The organism is Flavobacterium sp. R1_16, from assembly GCF_057652095.1.
This window is the reverse complement of the sequence record NZ_JBYFCG010000007.1, coordinates 98,463-117,623: the sequence shown is the minus strand read 5'-3', so window position 1 is coordinate 117,623 and position 19,161 is coordinate 98,463. Positions and strand designations below refer to the sequence as shown.

Below are 19,161 nucleotides of genomic sequence, written 5' to 3'. Positions count from 1 at the left end.
AATAAGAGATAGATTTATAATCGATAAAATAATGCATTTACTAAAAAGCCAATACATTTTATCATTTTTTTATCATAGTAAAAAGAAGCTCGACTATCGTTTTGCTTTTCTCAATTGATTTTCTTCTTTCTCCACTTTTTCTTTCAACTCTTCAATTCGCTTTTGTTGTTTGGCCTTATCCTTTTCAAATTTTTCGATATCATTCGGCGACAATTTGCCTTTTGCTAATTTTTTATTGTGCTTCTCTGTATCATTCTGCAAATCTTTTTCAGCCTTTTTTAATCTGTCTTTAGCTTTGGCAAGGTCGTCTTCCGCGTCATTAATTTTTTCTTGTTTTTTAATTTGAGCTTGTTGTTCTTTCAGAATTTTATCTTGTTGCTCTTTTAATTTTTCTTGATTTCTCTCGATTTCTTTTTTTGCATCTTCAGCTGCTTTTTGGGCTTTTGATTCTTCTTTAAGAACTTTTTCTGCTTCTTTTTGGGCTTTTTTCTCCGCTTTTTCGGTGGCTTTTTGAGCAGCCAAAATTTCTGCGGCACTTGCAGTGGCAGTAGCAGGTGCAACTCCATTCGTTGCATCTTTTACTTTTGTCGCATTAGCAATAGAATCTGATACAGAACCCGGAAGAACTTCGGTTTTAACCTCTTGTGCAAAATTAATTTGGGAACAAACCAAAGAAATAACTGTAAAAAATAATCTGATTTTCATAATAAATAATTAGATAGTTAACGAGTTTTCACTTGTAAAAAAAACATCCTCAAATTTAAACAAATAAATTTAGAGTTGACTCATTTAATACAATATAATTCAAACAAAAAAGTACTTTTACACCATAATAATCGTTATTCCATTTTATAACAACTCCTTTTTCAATGACAAATCCGACATTCAAAATTACGAAAAGCGAAATCCTTTCTGACAATTGGTACACCCTCAGAAAAATTACTTACGAATACCAAAAAAAAGACGGCAGTTGGGAAACACAATACCGAGAGGCTTACGACAGAGGAAATGGTGCAACAATTTTACTGTATAACAAACCTAATCAAACGGTTATTCTGACACGTCAATTGCGCATTCCGACGTATTTAAACGGAAATGAATCAGGAATGATGATTGAAGCCTGCGCTGGACTTCTCGATACCGAAAACCCCGAAGAATGCATCAAGAGAGAAACTGAAGAAGAAACGGGCTATAAAATAAACCAAGTACAAAAAATATTTGAAGTATACATGTCTCCGGGTTCAGTGACTGAAACCATTCATTTTTTTGTTGGCGAATATGCAAAAGAAATGAAAGTCAACGAAGGCGGAGGACTCGATGAGGAACAAGAAAACATAGAAGTCTTGGAAATACCCTTCGAAAAAGCCTTGCAAATGATTACTACAGGCGAAATAAAAGATGCTAAAACCATTATGCTTTTACAATATGCTAAAATCTATAATTTAGTAGTATAATTGTTTATATTAAGAACATTAAAAATCAAAAAACAACCTAAAAAATAAAATTATGGCATTAATCAACCCACACATTAACTTCAACGGAAATGCTGAAGAAGCATTCCATTTTTATAAATCAGTCTTTGGCGGAGAGTTTGCCATGATTATGCGTTTCAAAGATATGGCGAGCCCTGAATTTCCAGTGGCAGATCGTGAAGCCAATAAAATCATGCACATTGCTTTGCCTATTGGTAAAAATGTTTTAATGGCCAATGATGTTCCCGAGTTTATGGGAAAAGTGAATGAAAATGAAAATAGGTCTAAAATAGCTATTAGTGCAGAAAGTCGTGAAGAAGCCGACAAATTATTTAACGGTCTTTCGGCAGGCGGAACTGTTGAGATGCCTATGGAAGACAGTCCTTGGGGTTCCTATTTTGGGATGTTTAGAGACAAATATGGCATTGAATGGATGGTAGATTTTGACCCAAAATACAAAGGAAAAATATAAAAATGAGCTTATCAAACATGTGACAAAATTTTCAAAATGATAAAAATGTCACAACTTTTTTTATTCAATTCCTTTGTACCTTTGCAACTTTGAATCTTTTCCTTACTCCATGAATTTCCAAGTAGTATCCAATTATCAACCTAAAGGCGATCAACCACAGGCCATTGAAAAATTAGCCAAAGGCATTCTTGATGGTGAAAAATTCCAAACGTTAATGGGAGTTACTGGTTCAGGAAAAACATTTACCGTTGCCAATGTAATTCAAGAAGTGCAACGCCCTACTCTTGTTTTGGCACACAATAAAACGTTGGCTGCCCAATTGTATTCGGAATTCAAACAATTTTTCCCGAATAATGCAGTGGAATACTTTGTTTCCTACTACGACTACTACCAACCCGAAGCTTTTATGCCAGTTACTGGAGTATTTATCGAAAAGGATTTATCTATTAATGACGAGTTGGAAAAGATGCGAATGAGTACCACTGCTTCTCTACTTTCGGGAAGAAGAGATATCCTAGTTGTGGCATCAGTTTCTTGCTTGTATGGTATTGGTAATCCTATAGAATTTCAAAAAAATGTAATCCCAATAGAAAAAGGTCAAATCATTTCTCGTACCAAATTATTACACCAGTTAGTGCAAAGTTTGTATTCAAGAACCGAAGCCGATTTTAACCCCGGAAGTTTCAGAATCAAAGGTGATACAGTAGATATTTATCCTAGTTATGCTGATGATGGGTATCGTATTCACTTTTTTGGAGATGAAATAGAAGAAATCGAACGTTTTGATGTCAAGAATTCTCAGGTTATAGAAACGTTTGAAAAACTAACAATTTATCCTGCCAACATGTTTGTGACTTCGCCCGATGTATTGCAAAATGCTATCTGGGAAATTCAACAAGATTTGGTGAAACAAGTTGATTATTTTAAAGAAATAGGGAAACATCTCGAAGCCAAACGTTTGGAAGAACGAACCAATTTCGATTTGGAAATGATTCGCGAATTAGGCTATTGCTCTGGCATTGAAAACTATTCTCGCTATCTCGACGGTCGTTTGCCAGGTACCAGACCTTTCTGTTTGATTGATTATTTTCCAAAAGATTTTTTAATGGTAGTCGATGAAAGTCACGTAACCCTTTCACAAGTACATGCGATGTATGGAGGTGATATAAGCCGAAAAGAAAACCTTGTAGAATACGGTTTTCGTTTACCTGCCGCCATGGACAATCGCCCGTTGAAGTTTGAAGAGTTTGAAGCCATGCAAAATCAAGTGATTTATGTATCTGCAACACCAGCAGACTATGAATTACAAAAAACAGATGGCGTCTATGTGGAGCAAATTATTCGTCCAACTGGATTGATAGACCCTGTAATTGAAATTCGACCAAGCTTGAACCAAATCGACGATTTAATTGAAGAAATTCAGCAGCGAGCAGAAATTGACGAACGTGTTTTGGTGACGACCTTAACCAAAAGAATGGCGGAAGAATTGGCAAAATATTTGGCTAAAGTTGGAATTCGTTGTCGCTACATCCACTCCGAAGTGGATACGCTAGAACGAATCGAGATTATGCAGGATTTGCGAAAAGGAATTTTTGATGTTTTGATTGGTGTTAATTTACTTCGTGAAGGCTTGGATTTACCCGAAGTTTCCTTGGTAGCTATTTTAGATGCAGATAAGGAAGGTTTTTTGCGAAGTCATCGTTCGTTGACTCAAACTATTGGTCGAGCCGCTAGAAACCTGAATGGAAAAGCTATTATGTATGCAGATAAGATTACGGATAGCATGCAAAAAACGATTGATGAAACCAATTACCGAAGAACTAAACAAATCAACTTTAACACTGCAAATAATATTGTTCCTCAGGCATTAAATAAAAAAATAGAAAGTGCTTTTACTAAAAATCCATTAATAGATTACGAATTAGGATACACTACTCCTATTGCTGCTGAACCCGAAACGGAATATCTATCTAAACCCGAAATTGAAAAACGCATTCGCGAAAAACGAAAAGCGATGGAAAAAGCTGCTAAAGATTTAGACTTTATGCAAGCCGCAAAATTGAGAGACGAGATTAAAGTATTGCAAGAGAAGATTAAGTAACTAATTTTTTATAAATTTGTTACATAAATACAAACTTATGGAACTTATAGAAATAAATCCTAAAATAATGCTCGGCAAACCAGTTATAAAAGGTACACGAATTACTGTTGAACATATTATATCTTTACTTTCTCAAGACATAAGTATAGCAGAAATTCTTGTTGAATATAAAGGGCTTGAAAAACAGCAAATTTTGGCTTGTTTGCAATATGCTGAAAATATATTGGAAAAAACTGCTACTTTCGACTTAGATAAAATTGCTTCCTGATGCGCTTTTTGGTAGATGAATGTGTTGGAACATCTGTAGCCGAATACTTAAAATCAAATAAACACACTGTTTTTTCAGTATTTGAGGAATTTAGAGGTGCTTCAGATGACGAACTGTTGCAGAAATGTTATTCCGAAAATTATATCCTAATCACCTCTGACAAAGATTTTGGAGAGTTGATATTTAAAAATCAAAAAAAGCACAAAGGCATAATACTTTTACGTTGCAACCCAAATACTTTTAAACAAAAAATAACTATTTTATCTAAACTACTGTTGAACTATTCAGAAAAACTTGAAAATAATTTTGTTGTTGTAAGCAACGAAAATGTTAGAGTAATAACTCCCTGAAAACTATCTTTTTCAATTTAAATTTTAATCATTAAACAATCAAAATTGAAATCACATTCATGAGAAATATAGTACTAAACTAAAAAATCTTTACACTTTATACCAGTAGCAAAATTGAGAGACGAGATTAAAGTATTGCAAAATAAAATAGCATAAAAAACGCACTTTGAAGTGCGTTTTTTTTATTAAGCAATTTCTATCAATCGCTTTGGTTTTGGCAAAGCTTCTTCTTTTTTAGGCAGTGTTACATGCAATACACCATCTTCGTATGAAGCGTTAATGGTATCTAAATTCACAGTTTCCGGAAGTGTAAAAGATCTTCTGAAAGAGTTGTAGCTAAACTCCTTGCGAGTATATTTCCCCTCAGTATCTTTTTCATTAGTTTCTGATCTTTCTTCAGAAGAAATTGTCAAAACATTGTGGTCGACTTCAACATTAAAATCTTCTTTTTTCTTTCCTGGAGCTGCTACTTCAATTCTGAAAACAGTATCTGTTTCTTTAATGTTAACTGCAGGCACGTTAGCACCAAAATTTTGAACACCACCTAACCAATCTGGTTTGAACATCTCATCAATAATTGACGGAAAAATAACATTGTTGTTTCTTTTTATAACATTCATGATAAATAAAATTTTAAGTTAAACATTCACAAATTTGTTTACCAAAAAACAAAAAGTATACCATGCTATAAAAAAGTCATTTTGACAAGTTGAAGTGATTCAAAAAAGTCATTTTGACATTTTTTTCATGAAATTGGTCGCTTGGGGATGACTAATTTTCAGTAGTTAGGACACCGAATTAATTGTTTTGTTCCTGAAAAACACTTAACAAAAACTCAGCAGAAATTGTAGTTGTTGGAGACGCTTCCATGGCTTTTAAAACTCGTTTCATGTTATAGGGGTTTAATCCCATATTAATTCCTATTTCGTGAATGGCTGTTTTTTCGCGTTCATGCAAAACGCCATCACATAACATAAGTAGTGCTAGTCTATAAAACTGTTTGATGCGTTCAAATTCAGATTTGATACTACTACTGGGTAATTCCTGATGAAATAAATCATCAAAATCAGCTTTGCTGATTTTCAATTCCGAGGCTACTATTAATAAAAAATCATATTCCCGTTGGTGTAAGCGCCCATCAACAACAGAAAATGCAATCATATCTAATAATAAACTTATTTTATCTTCGTGGGTATGCATCTAATTCTTATTTTTAGCTAAAATATTATTTTAATAGTACATCTCAAAATTCTCCTTATGATTCAAAAAATTGTATTGATTTTTCTACTACTTTTTTCAACTGTAAAAATAAATGCGCAACAAAGTACAGCATCAAAACAAGTGTCTACTTTTACCATTGACGCACCACAATTAGACAGCAAAAAGAAAATTTGGTTGTATTTGCCAAAGAATTATGAAACCTCAACTAAAAAATACCCTGTCATTTATATGCATGATGCCCAAAATTTATTTGACGCACAAATATCTTATGTAGGCGAATGGAATATCGACGAAAAATTAGATAGCTTAAACGCCCAAGTAATTGTTGTGGGAATCGAGCATGGCAATGAAAAAAGATTAGAAGAATTAACACCTTACAAAAATGAAAAATACGGTGGCGGAAAAGCAGATAATTATTTGGAGTTCATTGTCAAAACCTTAAAACCTGAAATTGACAAAAAATACCGAACAAAACCAAATGCAAAAAACACAACTATTATGGGAAGTTCCCTTGGCGGATTGACCGCTTTTTATGCTATTTTGAAATATCCTGAAGTTTTTGGAAAAGCAGGAGTTTTTTCACCAGCTTTTTGGATTAATAGAAAAGAAATTTTCGAGTTGGCTGAGAATACGAAAAAACTAAAAACCAAAATCTATTTCATGTGTGGAGATAATGAAGGCGACGCTGACATGATTGCTGACCTCAACTCCATTGAACATATTGTAAACAGCAAGCGTTGTGATTGCATGAAGCTTAATAAAAAAGTAATTGTCAAAGGCGGGCAACATAATGAAAAATTGTGGCGAGATGGTTTTGTAAAAGCGTATCTTTGGCTATTGTAAATGTTGAAAAGTTTGTAGCTTATAGTTGCAAGCACAAACAACAAACTCAAAACAATAAACTGATTATGAACAACAACGATATATTCAAAAAACTTCGAGTAGCTTTAATGCTTCGTGACGATCAAATAATAGAAATTCTAGAATTAGTAGATTTCAGAATGTCTAAAGGCGAAATTGGAAACTTTTTTCGTAATCAAGACCATCCCAATTATATGGAATGTGGTGACCAAGTATTGCGTAATTTCTTGAATGGTTTGGTCATACATTTACGTGGCACAAAAGAAAATCCCAAAAATCCAAATGATATAATCGCAATTCATAGAGCGGAAGCAAAACCAAAAGAATTCAAAAAATCTTTATCGTCTGAAAAACCAAAAGCGGAGTTTAAAAAGACCCAAGGCGCAGCCGAACGGAGCAAAGGTAAAATGACTTCGAATTCAAAAAACAAAAAAACAGCTCCTAAAATTCAGGTGGTAGAAAAAGTAAAATTCAATAACGGAAAAAATAAAAAATCCTGAATTTAATTCAGGATTTTTATTTAGTCAATTCTTTTATCAATAATATAGCGCGGTCGTTGCTTTACTTCTGAGTATATTTTTCCGATGTATTCGCCAATGATTCCGAAACAAAACAACTGAATACCTCCCAAGAAATACATAGGCAAAACCGTTGACAGCCAACCTGGTACTACATCGCCTGTATAAATTGCTGCAATAGCATATCCACTCAAAAGTAAACAAACAAAAAAGATAATAAAACCTATTGCGCTTACTAATTTTAGAGGATAATTACTGAATGAGGTAATCCCATTCCAAGCAAAAGAAAGCATCTTACGTAACGGGTATTTGGATTCTCCTGCAAAACGTTCTAATCTGTCATAATAAATGATTTCTTTATTGAAACCCATTGACGGAATGATACCTCTGAGAAACAAATTAACCTCACTGAAATCAGATAATGCTTTAATAACTCTATTGCTACATAATCTGTAATCGGCGTGATTATCAATAACATTAGTTTTCATTTTTTTCATTAAAAAATAAAAAAACAATGCTGTATTTCTTTTAAAAAAAGTATCAGAAATTCTTGCTTTTCTTACTCCATAAACAATATCTACACCCGATTTGTATTTCTCAATCATGCCTTCAATTATACTAATATCATCCTGCAAATCAGCATCAATTGAAATTAATGCATCAGCATCGTCATTAAAAGTGAGTAAACCCGCTAACAAGGCTTTCTGATGACCTACATTTCCTGCTAATTTTAGTCCTTTTATGTATTTGTTTTGATGAGCCCTCTCTTCAATGATTTTCCATGTACTATCTTTACTTCCATCGTCTACTAAGGCTACAAAACTTTGATTTGAAATAGCACCTTTTTCTATCAAATCAACTATTACATCCTGAAGTTGATTGATAGTTTCATTCAAAACTTGCTCTTCATTATAGCAAGGTGAAATTATTCCGATTCTTGGTTGTAAACTCAGATTCATGATACAAGCGAATTTGAAATAGGAAATATAAAAGCTGCCATTTTGTTTACATTTTTTTTTACCCAATTAATCCGATACAAGCCAGCAGCACTCATTAAATATAAAGCTACTCTTGAAGGGAAAATATACCGAGGTTCCATATAGGTAAACCCATGAAAAACAAGTAACGAAAGTACTATTCCCCAAAAAATCCAATAGCGAATTAAATCTTTTTCTTTGAATACAAAAATTAATGCTCCCGCTAAAATAATCAAATTAACCGCATTAATTATAAACATAAAACTCCAATACCCTAGAGCCCCTTTAAACGGTCCCATATTAAATTTTTCAGGCACTATACTGTTGATGAAATAAAGTTGTCCATATCCGCATTTTATAAAAAATTGTCTCGTAAACCAAATCGGATGGTTCAATGCATCTTCAATTAAAAATTCTCTGTAAACTTCATTGAAAGAATGATTTGTGGTTTTAACAACTGATGATAAATCTTGAATACTTTTCTTCCAATTAATAAAATCTTTACTATCTGATCGTGTTGAAGTACTCCAATAACGAAAATCTAAAGGTTCTTCTCGAAATTGAAATCTTCCTTCATGAATTACATAATACAAGAGCTTATCCTGACTACTATCCAATGTATTAGCAGTTGTATTTTTTGCCAACTGTAAAATACAAAAACCTAAAATGGCTACGCTAATAAAGGCCATTCCCATTTTTTTACCGTATTCTGTGAAAAAGGATTTATTTCTAAAAAAAGAATACAAAATCACAATACAACCTAAACCCAAAAGTAACATGGTGTTTGGTCTGTTTAAAATCAGGAATAAAATTCCGAGTGTCATGATAATCCAACCGCCTTTTTTTTGTGGTTCAGCGTAAGCAATAGTCCAACCATAAATTGCTAGCGTCAAAGAAAAAAAAGCAGGAGCTTCTGCTAATATTCCTAAAGAATAATAACAATGTATCGGAAAAATAAAAAAAAGTAAAATACTTAAAAAACCTATCTCTTTAGAAAAAAAACTGCTCCCAATTCTAAAAACAAGAAGCAAACTGATTGTAATGATAATAGACGTAAAAACAACACCATATTTCCATAATTGATTGTCGGTAGCATCTGAAGGCGCCAATAAATAAGCTGGTGTATAAAAAATAATTGGTCCTGGAGCTGCTGTAATCGCTACTTTGTCTAAGGGAACTTTTCCTTTGATAAATAATGCTAAATTTTTTGATTCCTCATGAAAAGTAATATCTCCCAAAGGTTTAGCCTTAAAAGGTAAATTCAAAACAATCAACATCATTAATGATGAGATAAGTATAATCGAGATAGTAATTCTCTTCGTTGAAAAATCAATTTTATTCATTTAATTTTCTTAAACGTTTTAATAATTGCTAAAAATAATAAAAAATCACTAGCAACGACTCGAGTGCATTACAATCTCAAAAACAAAAAATCCTGAATTTTCATTCAGGATTTTTTCATTATTTATGATCACTTTTACTTTAAAGCCACTTTAACTTGGTCTGCTGCTTCTTGAAACTCAACAGCTGATAAAATTGGCATTCCCGAATTGTCTATTAATTCTTTAGCAATTTCTGCATTTGTACCTTGTAAACGGACAATGATAGGCACCTTAATGGCGTCACCCATATTTTTGTAAGCATCAACAACTCCTTGCGCTACTCTGTCACAGCGAACAATTCCTCCAAAAATATTGATTAAAATCGCCTTTACGTTAGGATCTTTCAAAATGATACGGAAGGCCAATTCCACACGTTTTGCATCAGCAGTTCCACCTACGTCTAAGAAATTTGCAGGTTCAAAACCAGCATATTTTATTAAATCCATAGTTGCCATAGCCAATCCAGCCCCATTTACCATACAACCAACGGTTCCGTCAAGGTCTACATAATTCAAGCCTGCTTCCTTTGCTTCAACTTCAATTGGATTCTCTTCGCGAACATCTCTCATCTCTGCTAATTTAGGATGTCTGTATAAGGCATTATCATCTAAATTTACTTTGGCGTCAACAGCTATAATTTTATTATCCGATGTTTTCAAAACAGGATTAATTTCAAACATTGAAGCATCCGAACCTATGTAGGCATCATACAAAGCAGTCACAAATTGTGTCATTTCTTTGAATGCGTTCCCAGATAATCCCAGATTGAAAGCAATTCTTCTGGCTTGAAAACCTAAAAGACCTGTAGTAGGGTCAATTTCTTCCGTAAAAATTAAATGAGGAGTATGCTCAGCCACTTCTTCAATATCCATTCCTCCTTCAGTAGAATACATAATCATGTTACGTCCTCTGCTTCTGTTTAAAAGAACAGACATGTAGAATTCAGAAGTCTCACTCTCACCTGGATAATACACATCCTCTGCTACAAGCACCTTGTGCACTTTTTTCCCTTCAGCAGAAGTTTGTGGCGTAATCAATTGCATTCCAATAATTTGCTCCGCTAATTCTTCCACTTGTTGTAAATTCTTGGCTAGTTTTACTCCTCCACCTTTTCCTCTTCCACCAGCATGAACTTGTGCTTTAATAACGTGCCATCCTGTACCTGTTTCTGCAGTTAATTTTTTTGCAGCAGCAATTGCTTCAATAGAGTTATTGGCAACATAACCTCTTTGAACTTTAACACCGTAGCTGGCTAATATTTCTTTTCCTTGGTATTCGTGTATATCCATGTTTGAAATTTTTGACTTTTTTTAAAGTGCCACAAAAATAAGAAATTTAAGATTAACAGAAATTATTTTTCCATTTATTATGAAGTAAATTTATTGAGTAACGAATACAGAAATTAGTAATATAAAAAATATTCACTAATTTGTTAAATTTCTTTAATTGAATCAATACATGATAAAATTATATGTTTCAAGTATCTTTTTGTTATTATTTTTTATCAATTAAGCAATTCAAGCTCGCTAAACTATCATTATCATTTTTTTTGACGGTCAATATTGTCATTATTGCAAAAATAGACCATTTAAGACTTTAAAATTCATTATATGTTATGAAATCTTTAATTTTGTAAAAAATTATTACGAATGAAAATAGAAGAACAAGGCCTTTATTTGCCAGAATTTGAACACGATAACTGTGGTGCAGGTTTTATTTGCAATTTGAATGGAATTAAGTCTAATGATATTATTCACAAAGCACTTGATATCTTAATAAAATTAGAGCATCGTGGTGCTGTTAGCTCTGACGGGAGAACGGGAGATGGTGCAGGAATTCTTTTTGATATCCCTCATGATTTTTTTAAAAAAGTTTGTGATTTCGAACTACCTGAACCGAGAGAATATGGTGTAGGAATGGTTTTTTTACCAAAAGCAAAAAATCAAATCGATTTTTGTAAAACTGCTTTTGAAACGGCGCTGAAAAATCAAAATTTACAACTTTTAGGATGGAGAGATGTTCCTGTCGATGTTTCTAATTTAGGACAAATTGCAGCTGAAAAAGAGCCTACAATTAAACAAGTTTTTGTTGGCAAAAACGGATTAGACCTTACTGAACAACAGTTTAATGCTAAAATGTTTGCTGCAAGAAAAATTGCAGAACAAGAGGTTATCAAGTCTCGAATTTCTGAAAGTCACCGCTTCTATTTTTCTAGTTTTTCTACTACTACTATAATATATAAAGGATTGTTAATGCCAGAAGACATTAGCAGATACTATACTGATTTATTGGATACTGATTTAGTCACTAGATTAGCTCTTGTACATCAACGATTCTCTACAAATACTTTCCCTTCTTGGGAATTAGCACAGCCTTTTAGATACATGTGTCACAATGGAGAAATCAATACACTTCGTGGTAACATCAACAGAATGCGTGCTAGAGAAGAATTGATGAAGAGTGATGTTTTTGGTGATGATATCAAAAAATTATTTCCAATCGTACTTGAAGGTAAATCTGATTCAGCTTCTATGGATATGGTGGTTGAGTTGTTGTTAATGACAGGTCGATCTTTACCAGAAGCAATGATGATGGTCGTGCCTGAAGCTTGGGAAAAGCATCAAACCATGTCCGAAGACAAAAAAGCGTTCTATGAATACAATGCTTGTATTATGGAACCTTGGGATGGCCCTGCTTCTATTCCTTTTACTGATGGAAATGTTATTGGAGCCTTATTGGATAGAAACGGTTTACGCCCTTCAAGATATACACTTACCAAAAGTGGTTTTGTAATTATGTCTTCTGAAATTGGAGTTTTGGATGTCAATCCAGAAGATGTGGTTCAACATGGTAGACTTGAACCTGGAAAGATGTTCTTGGTTGATATGAATGAAGGACGAATTATAGAAGATGATGAAGTAAAAAATTCAGTTGTCACCAAACGCCCTTACAAAAAATGGTTGGATGAAAACCTTTTGCAATTGGCTAAGATACCTTACACCGATAATGCAATTCCAACAGAAAATGTGGATTTTGAAACCAGACAACGTTTATTTGGTTACACTATCGAAGATTTAAAAACAATCATTGACCCTATGGGTTCAGGTGGTGCAGAGGCGATAAGTTCCATGGGTAATGATACACCTTTAGCAGTTCTATCAGATCAACCTCAACTATTGTATAATTATTTCAAACAATTATTTGCGCAGGTTACTAACCCGCCTCTAGATGGTATTCGTGAAGAAATAATTACAGATATAAGTTTGGCAATCGGAGGTGATTATAACATTTTTGATATTGTTCCCGAGCATTGCAAAAAGTTAAAAATTCAAAACCCCGTAATTTCTAATGAAGATTTAGATAAAATAAGAAATATCAATCACGCTGATTTTAAATCAGTTACTATTTCTACATTATACGAAATTAAGAAAGGGGTGAATGGTTTGGAACGTGCACTTGAAAAATGTGTACAAGCTACTTTCAAAGCCGTTTCTGAAGAAGGCTGTAATATCGTTATTCTTTCTGATAGAGGTGTCAGCGAAAAAATGGCGCCAATTCCGATGTTGTTAGCCTGTTCTTACATACACCATTCTTTAAATATTTTAAAAGCGCGTTCAAAATTTGGAATTATAATTGAATCTGCTGAACCAAGAGAGCCGCATCATTTTGCCTTACTCTTTGGATACGGAGCTAGCGCTATAAATCCTTATATGGTTAACGAAATCATTTACGACCAAGTAAACCAAGGCTTTATAACCAATGTGAATGCAGATTATGCTATTAAAAATTTCAATAAAGCGATAGCCAAAGGAATTATTAAAATCATGAATAAAATTGGTATCTCTACCTTACATTCTTACAGAGCTGCACAAATATTCGAGATTTTAGGTTTGAACAAAACTTTTACATCCAAATATTTCCCATACACTCCATCCCGTATTGAAGGAATCGGTTTGATGGAAATTGAAAAAGAAGTAAAGAAAAGACATCAAAAAGCATTTCCGAATGCAAAAGTGGCTAGTTTATTGCCTCTAGAAATCGGTGGAATTTACAGATGGAGACGAAATGGAGAAAAACACATGTTTAATCCAACCACAATTTCAAAATTACAACAAGCCGTTCGATTGAACAGTCCTGAAAGTTATAAAGAATACTCTGATATGGTTAATAATCAGAGTAGAAACTTAATGACTATCAGAGGATTATTTGAATTTAATAATCTAGATCCAATTTCTATTGACGAGGTAGAACCATGGACAGAAATTGTAAAAAAATTCAAAACAGGAGCTATGTCCTATGGCTCTATAAGTCAAGAAGCGCATGAAAATTTAGCTATTGCTATGAACCGAATAGGTGGCAAAAGTAATTCTGGAGAAGGCGGTGAAGACAAAAGACGTTTCCAAAAAGAATTAAATGGAGACTCAAGAAACAGTGCTATCAAACAAGTAGCATCAGGTCGATTTGGAGTTTCCATCAATTACCTGACCAATGCCAAAGAAATACAAATCAAAATGGCTCAAGGAGCTAAACCTGGTGAAGGTGGTCAGCTTCCGGGAGAAAAAGTAGTGCCTTGGATTGCAGATACGAGAAATTCAACACCTTATGTTGGATTAATTTCGCCTCCACCACACCACGATATTTATTCCATTGAAGATTTATCTCAATTGATATTTGATTTAAAAAATGCCAATCGTGAAGCTCGAATTAATGTAAAATTAGTTTCAGAAGTTGGAGTTGGAACCATTGCAGCCGGAGTAGCAAAAGCAAAAGCAGATGTTATTCTGATTTCAGGATATGATGGTGGAACAGGTGCCGCACCACTAACTTCTTTACAACATACTGGAATTCCATGGGAATTGGGACTTGCTGAAGCACAGCAAACCTTAATCTTAAATGACTTAAGAAGTCGCGTAGTACTAGAGTGTGACGGACAGCTAAAAACAGGTCGTGACGTAGCTATTGCAGCTTTATTAGGTGCTGAAGAATTTGGTTTTGCAACAGCTCCATTGGTGGCATCAGGTTGCATCATGATGAGAGCTTGTCACTTAAATACTTGCCCAGTTGGTATCGCAACTCAAGATCCTGAATTAAGAAAGAACTTTAAGGGAACACCTGAACACGTAATCAACTTTATGTATTTTATTGCAGAAGAACTAAGAGGAATTATGGCGCAGTTAGGATTCAGAACCTTGAAAGAAATGGTAGGTCAATCTCAAAAATTGAATGTAAATAAAGCTATCGAACACTACAAAGCTAATGGATTAGACTTATCTACTATTTTATACAAACCTGAGAAAGCCAAAACCGTTCCTAATCACAACACAACAACTCAGGATCATGCCTTAGAAAATGTACTTGATTTTGATATTATTAAAGCAGCAATACCTTCAATCTACAGAAAAGAAAGAACGAGAGTTACTTTTAAAATCAAAAATACAGACCGTTCCGTAGGTGCTATTTTGAGTAATGAGATTTCAAAAATATATGGAGACCAGGGACTTCCAGAAGACACCATTTTGGTGGACTTTGAAGGTTCTGCAGGTCAAAGTTTTGGAGCTTTTGCTACTAATGGTTTGTCATTTAAAATTCATGGTAATTGTAATGACTATCTAGGAAAAGGACTTTCTGGTGGAAAATTGATTATAAAAGTTCCTCCAACAGCCACTTTCAAACCTGAAGAAAACATCATCATTGGTAACGTTGCTCTTTATGGTGCTATCACTGGAGAGGCTTATATCAATGGTATGGCTGGTGAACGTTTTTGTGTTAGAAATTCTGGAGCAACTGCTGTTGTAGAAGGTGTAGGCGACCATGGATGTGAATACATGACTGGAGGTACTGTCGTAATACTTGGAAAAACAGGAAGAAATTTCGCTGCTGGTATGAGTGGTGGTGTTGCCTATATATATGACGTTGATAAAAAATTCGATGCAACATTGTGTAACATGGAAATGGTTGCTTTTGATCCATTAGAAGAAGAAGACATCACTAAATTAAAACGTTTAGTAAAAAATCATTCTATGTATACCAATAGTCCTTTGGCAAAAAGAATTTTAGCTGACTGGGACAATAATCTGAAACATTTCATAAAAGTAATGCCAACAGATTACAAAAAAGCATTGAAACGATTAGCAGAAGAAAAGCAAATAGAAGAACTTATAGCACAATAGTTATGGGAAAGATAGGTGGATTTAAAGAATATACTAGAACTGACGAAGAAAATGTTGCAGTTGTAGAACGTGTCAAAAATTATAATGAATTTACAATTCCATTATCAAAAGATAAAATAAAGGAACAAGGTTCCCGATGCATGGATTGTGGAATTCCATTTTGCCATAGTGGATGCCCTCTAGGGAATTTAATCCCTGACTTCAATGATATGGTGCATCAGGAAGAATGGCAAAGTGCTTTAGAAATATTACAATCGACAAATAATTTCCCTGAGTTTACTGGTCGCTTATGCCCTGCTCCATGCGAAAAATCATGTGTATTGGGTATTATTGCCGAACCTGTAGCTATCGAAAATATCGAAAAAAGCATTATTGAAAGAGGTTTTGCCGAAGGTTGGATAAAACCACAGCCTCCGCAAACTCGAACTGGAAAAACTGTAGCTGTTGTAGGCTCAGGACCAGCTGGTTTGGCTGCTGCACAACAACTGAATCGTGCAGGACATACTGTTACTGTTTTTGAAAGAGATAATGCTATTGGAGGATTATTGCGCTATGGAATTCCTAATTTTAAATTGGAAAAAGCCATCATAGACAGACGTATTGCTATTCTGGAAGCAGAAGGAATCACTTTTAAAACAAATGTAAATGTTGGTGTAAACTTTAGCGTTGACGAATTAAAAGCCTTTGATTCTATTGTATTATGTGGTGGAGCAACTGAAAGAAGAAGTTTGCCTACCAAGGGTATAGAAAGCAAAGGTGTAGTTCAAGCTATGGATTTCCTTTCGCAACAAACAAAAGTTTTATACGGAGAAAAAATCGACAATCAAGTAAAAGCAACTGGCAAAAACGTAATTGTTATTGGTGGTGGTGATACAGGTTCAGACTGTGTTGGGACTTCAAACAGACATGGTGCTAAATCGGTTACTAATTTTGAAATTTTGCCAAAACCACCAGTTGGAAGAAGTGAGACCACTCCTTGGCCTTTTTGGCCTTTACAACTCAAAACCTCTTCTTCACACGAAGAAGGTTGCGATAGAAATTGGCTGATTAATACTAAAGAGTTTATTGCTAATGAAAAAGGGGAACTTACTGGCTTAAAAACAGTTGAAGTAGAATGGAAAATGAAACCTGGTCAAAGACCTGAATTGATAGAAAAACCAGGGACTGAAAAAATTTGGCCTTGCGAATTGGCACTTCTAGCGCTTGGATTTACTGGACCAGAAAAAACTTTAAGCGAACAATTAGGTCTTGAAATAGATGCCAGAAACAATTACAAAGCAAATAATTATCAAACCAATGTTCCTAACATCTTTACCGCTGGAGATATGCGTAGAGGACAATCCTTGATTGTTTGGGCCATTTCTGAAGGTCGCGAGGCGGCAAGACAAGTAGATTTGTATTTGATGGGGTCTTCAAATTTACCAACAAAAGGAAATGGAGATTTACCAAGTTTGTAAATAAAATTATATTGAATTTAAAAGCCTCTAAAAGTGATTTTAGAGGCTTTTTGTTAGTAAAACAACACTACCGTGAACTAAAATTTAAATCTCTTTATAAGAGCTTTGTTATAACCATTTTTATCCCGAAGTATCGGGACAGTTTTTATTGAGGTTGTGTAACAGCTACAGCTGTTAGTTGAAGGCTTCTATGGAAATCTCACTTTCTTGCGCGGAATAAAAAAACCTTTTATGCAGTTCAAGTTTCTAATACAAATTTGAATATGATTTTTTAATTGAATACCTGCACCATCAAATGCTGGTCCACCTTCAGTAAATACACCTCTAACAGTATCAAACTGTCTTAACTCACTATAACTTTTTGTTGACAAATCTTGCTTTATTGCTTCATCTATTTTTTGATGAAGATATTCAATTACGGCACAATCTAGTTCACGGAGTATTTTATCATTGTGTTGGTCTTTAGGCAAGTCTCTATTTTCGGGTATTTTCTTTCCTGCTACCAGTAAATCATCTTTCATTAACTCATAATATTCGGAAAGTATTTCAGTGTATTGAGAATCTGTAAAATCTAAGCAGTAATCTAATTGATAAACAATTCCTACTACCGATGCAGTTTTGATTTTACCTCTTGATTGTTTATATTGAGCCCATTTTAAGGCTCTTTCATAATTATTTTCCCAAACATAAAATCCGTGACCAAGCCAGTCAAATATTTCCTGACTTTTGTTAACAACATTAGGTTTTGTTATTAGTGCATCACGTACAGTTTCATCACAACCGTGGAAGCCAATCATTAAATTTGGCCTACTGCTATACATTATTTAGAAGAAACAAGTCTATTCAAATTACTGAAATTTCCAGTAAAATTTTCTGACTTGGTTAAAATCTTTGCAGACTGAAGAGTTACAACAACAGTTTTTTTATCTTTCTTTTCGGCTTTAATTTTTTTCGCGAGCGATGTCAATAGCTTAATTTGATTTTCCATAACTGATGTTTTTTTTTTTACAAATATATTAATCTTTTCCTATCTACGAAAAAGTTTCTAAAAAGCTTTCTCCTAACGTCAGACTATAAAAAAAACCTCACAGCCCTATGAACAAATATAGCAAAATGTTTTAAAGCAATAGTTATCAATGAAAATAGTAAGAATACTACTTTTTTAAAAACCATATAACATAAAAAACGCATTTATTAACCTCGAAAAATTCATGATTTTGAGCATGAACTAAAAAAACAAACCTCCTTTAAAAGTCCCTATACTTCGGGACAGTTTTTTGAAGAGATTGTGTAACAGCTACGGCTGTTACCAGCAGGCGTTTTTTAATAGCAATTTATTCTTCATCATCTTCTTTCTTATAACCTTCATAATAATATGATTGCTCTATCCCTTTGAAGATGACTTCTCTATTTTCAATCTCGTCTGATAAGTTTTGTCCTAATAGAGTTCGTAATTCCAAATCATTGATCGGACTTCTTTCCATAGCTTGTAAATAAAGTGTTTTATCTACAAACTGCCAATTAACTAATTTTTTCAGTCTTGATTTTAGAATCAAATCAAGCCATATTCTCATAGTTCTGCCATTCCCTTCCATAAATGGATGAGCGATATTCATTTCAACATATTTTGAGATTATTTCTTCAAAACTGTTTTCTGGCATTTGTTCAATCTTAATTAAAATTTCATTTAAATAGAGAGCATTTGCAAATCTAAATCCGCCTTTAGAGATATTCACTGTTCGAATCTTTCCAGCAAAATCATACAATCCATTAAATAGGTAATGATGTATTTGTAATAAACCCTTTGTGGTTCCAATTTCGATTTTTTCAATGTCATTAGATTCGAACAAGCGAAAGGCATTTTCTATACTTTTTCCATCAATACTTTTCATAAGAAACTAACTGTTATTCA

At 33.8% G+C, this 19,161-nt stretch carries 18 protein-coding genes; 9 read left to right on the top strand and 9 right to left on the bottom strand.

Translation table 11 applies throughout. The annotated features are described in order from the left end of the window. Nucleotides 1-93: 93 nt before the first annotated feature. On the bottom strand, nt 94-705 hold the full coding sequence (locus AC23L6_RS11545; RefSeq protein ID WP_487562499.1) for a hypothetical protein: 612 nt from the start codon (nt 703-705) through the stop codon (nt 94-96). Nucleotides 706-869: 164 nt separating this feature from the next. Between AC23L6_RS11545 and nudK the strand changes: the two genes are divergently transcribed. From nudK to AC23L6_RS11520, 5 genes are all read left to right on the top strand, one after another. After that, complete coding sequence (gene nudK, locus AC23L6_RS11540) at nt 870-1,454, top strand: GDP-mannose pyrophosphatase NudK (protein ID WP_487562500.1); 585 nt, start codon at nt 870-872, stop codon at nt 1,452-1,454. A gap of 52 nt (nt 1,455-1,506) precedes the next feature. Continuing rightward, nucleotides 1,507-1,944, top strand: a complete 438-nt coding sequence (locus AC23L6_RS11535; RefSeq protein ID WP_487562501.1) for a VOC family protein — start codon at nt 1,507-1,509, stop codon at nt 1,942-1,944. A gap of 109 nt (nt 1,945-2,053) precedes the next feature. Next, nucleotides 2,054-4,045 (top strand): excinuclease ABC subunit UvrB, encoded by a 1,992-nt coding sequence (gene uvrB, locus AC23L6_RS11530; RefSeq protein ID WP_487562502.1) that lies wholly within the window; start codon nt 2,054-2,056, stop codon nt 4,043-4,045. Nucleotides 4,046-4,082: 37 nt separating this feature from the next. Continuing rightward, complete coding sequence (locus AC23L6_RS11525; RefSeq protein ID WP_487562503.1) at nt 4,083-4,313, top strand: DUF433 domain-containing protein; 231 nt, start codon at nt 4,083-4,085, stop codon at nt 4,311-4,313. Continuing rightward, nucleotides 4,313-4,663, top strand: coding sequence for a DUF5615 family PIN-like protein (locus tag AC23L6_RS11520; RefSeq protein WP_487562504.1), 351 nt, complete (start codon nt 4,313-4,315; stop codon nt 4,661-4,663). Before AC23L6_RS11525 ends, AC23L6_RS11520 begins: the two co-directional genes overlap by 1 nt. Nucleotides 4,664-4,848: 185 nt before the next feature. Here AC23L6_RS11520 and AC23L6_RS11515 read toward each other — a convergent pair whose 3' ends face one another. Beyond that, the gene (locus tag AC23L6_RS11515; RefSeq protein ID WP_487562505.1) at nt 4,849-5,283 is read right to left on the bottom strand and encodes an Hsp20/alpha crystallin family protein; all 435 of its coding nucleotides are present in this window, start codon (nt 5,281-5,283) and stop codon (nt 4,849-4,851) included. 178 nt (nt 5,284-5,461) lie between these two features. Further along, nucleotides 5,462-5,863 carry a tellurite resistance TerB family protein gene (locus tag AC23L6_RS11510; RefSeq protein ID WP_487562506.1) on the bottom strand — a complete coding sequence of 134 codons (402 nt, stop codon included), beginning with the start codon at nt 5,861-5,863 and terminating at the stop codon, nt 5,462-5,464. 57 nt (nt 5,864-5,920) lie between these two features. On the opposite strand from AC23L6_RS11510, the gene AC23L6_RS11505 reads away from it, so the two are divergent. Then, nucleotides 5,921-6,727, top strand: a complete 807-nt coding sequence (locus AC23L6_RS11505; RefSeq protein WP_487562507.1) for an alpha/beta hydrolase — start codon at nt 5,921-5,923, stop codon at nt 6,725-6,727. Nucleotides 6,728-6,792: 65 nt separating this feature from the next. Continuing rightward, complete coding sequence (locus AC23L6_RS11500) at nt 6,793-7,245, top strand: DUF1456 family protein (protein ID WP_487562508.1); 453 nt, start codon at nt 6,793-6,795, stop codon at nt 7,243-7,245. Nucleotides 7,246-7,265: 20 nt separating this feature from the next. Here AC23L6_RS11500 and AC23L6_RS11495 read toward each other — a convergent pair whose 3' ends face one another. From AC23L6_RS11495 to sucC, 3 genes are all read right to left on the bottom strand, one after another. Further along, on the bottom strand, nt 7,266-8,222 hold the full coding sequence (locus AC23L6_RS11495; RefSeq protein WP_487562509.1) for a glycosyltransferase family 2 protein: 957 nt from the start codon (nt 8,220-8,222) through the stop codon (nt 7,266-7,268). Beyond that, entirely contained in the window at nt 8,219-9,583 is a 1,365-nt protein-coding gene (locus tag AC23L6_RS11490) for a hypothetical protein (RefSeq protein WP_487562510.1), read from the bottom strand. The genes AC23L6_RS11495 and AC23L6_RS11490 overlap by 4 nt, the downstream gene beginning before the upstream one ends. Before the next feature lie 134 nt (nt 9,584-9,717). Next, on the bottom strand, nt 9,718-10,911 hold the full coding sequence (gene sucC / locus AC23L6_RS11485) for an ADP-forming succinate--CoA ligase subunit beta (RefSeq protein WP_487562511.1): 1,194 nt from the start codon (nt 10,909-10,911) through the stop codon (nt 9,718-9,720). Nucleotides 10,912-11,271: 360 nt separating this feature from the next. Here sucC and gltB point away from each other — a divergent pair, with 360 nt between their 5' ends. Next, the gene (gene gltB / locus AC23L6_RS11480; RefSeq protein WP_487562512.1) at nt 11,272-15,792 is read left to right on the top strand and encodes a glutamate synthase large subunit; all 4,521 of its coding nucleotides are present in this window, start codon (nt 11,272-11,274) and stop codon (nt 15,790-15,792) included. 2 nt (nt 15,793-15,794) lie between these two features. Then, entirely contained in the window at nt 15,795-17,249 is a 1,455-nt protein-coding gene (locus AC23L6_RS11475; RefSeq protein ID WP_487562513.1) for a glutamate synthase subunit beta, read from the top strand. A gap of 188 nt (nt 17,250-17,437) precedes the next feature. Here AC23L6_RS11475 and AC23L6_RS11470 read toward each other — a convergent pair whose 3' ends face one another. From AC23L6_RS11470 to fic, 3 genes are all read right to left on the bottom strand, one after another. Further along, nucleotides 17,438-18,046: a hypothetical protein gene (locus AC23L6_RS11470; protein ID WP_487562514.1), complete on the bottom strand. Its 609-nt coding sequence runs from the start codon at nt 18,044-18,046 to the stop codon at nt 17,438-17,440. A gap of 23 nt (nt 18,047-18,069) precedes the next feature. Then, nucleotides 18,070-18,237, bottom strand: a complete 168-nt coding sequence (locus AC23L6_RS11465) for a hypothetical protein (protein ID WP_487562515.1) — start codon at nt 18,235-18,237, stop codon at nt 18,070-18,072. 346 nt (nt 18,238-18,583) lie between these two features. After that, nucleotides 18,584-19,141, bottom strand: coding sequence for a protein adenylyltransferase Fic (fic, locus tag AC23L6_RS11460; RefSeq protein WP_487562516.1), 558 nt, complete (start codon nt 19,139-19,141; stop codon nt 18,584-18,586). Nucleotides 19,142-19,161 lie beyond the last annotated feature (20 nt).

Coding starts and splice junctions, on each gene's coding strand:
- AC23L6_RS11545 (WP_487562499.1), bottom strand. CDS start 705: ATGAAAATCAGATTATTTTTTACAGTTATTTCTTTGGTTTGTTCCCAA.
- nudK (WP_487562500.1), top strand. CDS start 870: ATGACAAATCCGACATTCAAAATTACGAAAAGCGAAATCCTTTCTGAC.
- AC23L6_RS11535 (WP_487562501.1), top strand. CDS start 1,507: ATGGCATTAATCAACCCACACATTAACTTCAACGGAAATGCTGAAGAA.
- uvrB (WP_487562502.1), top strand. CDS start 2,054: ATGAATTTCCAAGTAGTATCCAATTATCAACCTAAAGGCGATCAACCA.
- AC23L6_RS11525 (WP_487562503.1), top strand. CDS start 4,083: ATGGAACTTATAGAAATAAATCCTAAAATAATGCTCGGCAAACCAGTT.
- AC23L6_RS11520 (WP_487562504.1), top strand. CDS start 4,313: ATGCGCTTTTTGGTAGATGAATGTGTTGGAACATCTGTAGCCGAATAC.
- AC23L6_RS11515 (WP_487562505.1), bottom strand. CDS start 5,283: ATGAATGTTATAAAAAGAAACAACAATGTTATTTTTCCGTCAATTATT.
- AC23L6_RS11510 (WP_487562506.1), bottom strand. CDS start 5,863: ATGCATACCCACGAAGATAAAATAAGTTTATTATTAGATATGATTGCA.
- AC23L6_RS11505 (WP_487562507.1), top strand. CDS start 5,921: ATGATTCAAAAAATTGTATTGATTTTTCTACTACTTTTTTCAACTGTA.
- AC23L6_RS11500 (WP_487562508.1), top strand. CDS start 6,793: ATGAACAACAACGATATATTCAAAAAACTTCGAGTAGCTTTAATGCTT.
- AC23L6_RS11495 (WP_487562509.1), bottom strand. CDS start 8,222: ATGAATCTGAGTTTACAACCAAGAATCGGAATAATTTCACCTTGCTAT.
- AC23L6_RS11490 (WP_487562510.1), bottom strand. CDS start 9,583: ATGAATAAAATTGATTTTTCAACGAAGAGAATTACTATCTCGATTATA.
- sucC (WP_487562511.1), bottom strand. CDS start 10,911: ATGGATATACACGAATACCAAGGAAAAGAAATATTAGCCAGCTACGGT.
- gltB (WP_487562512.1), top strand. CDS start 11,272: ATGAAAATAGAAGAACAAGGCCTTTATTTGCCAGAATTTGAACACGAT.
- AC23L6_RS11475 (WP_487562513.1), top strand. CDS start 15,795: ATGGGAAAGATAGGTGGATTTAAAGAATATACTAGAACTGACGAAGAA.
- AC23L6_RS11470 (WP_487562514.1), bottom strand. CDS start 18,046: ATGATTGGCTTCCACGGTTGTGATGAAACTGTACGTGATGCACTAATA.
- AC23L6_RS11465 (WP_487562515.1), bottom strand. CDS start 18,237: ATGGAAAATCAAATTAAGCTATTGACATCGCTCGCGAAAAAAATTAAA.
- fic (WP_487562516.1), bottom strand. CDS start 19,141: ATGAAAAGTATTGATGGAAAAAGTATAGAAAATGCCTTTCGCTTGTTC.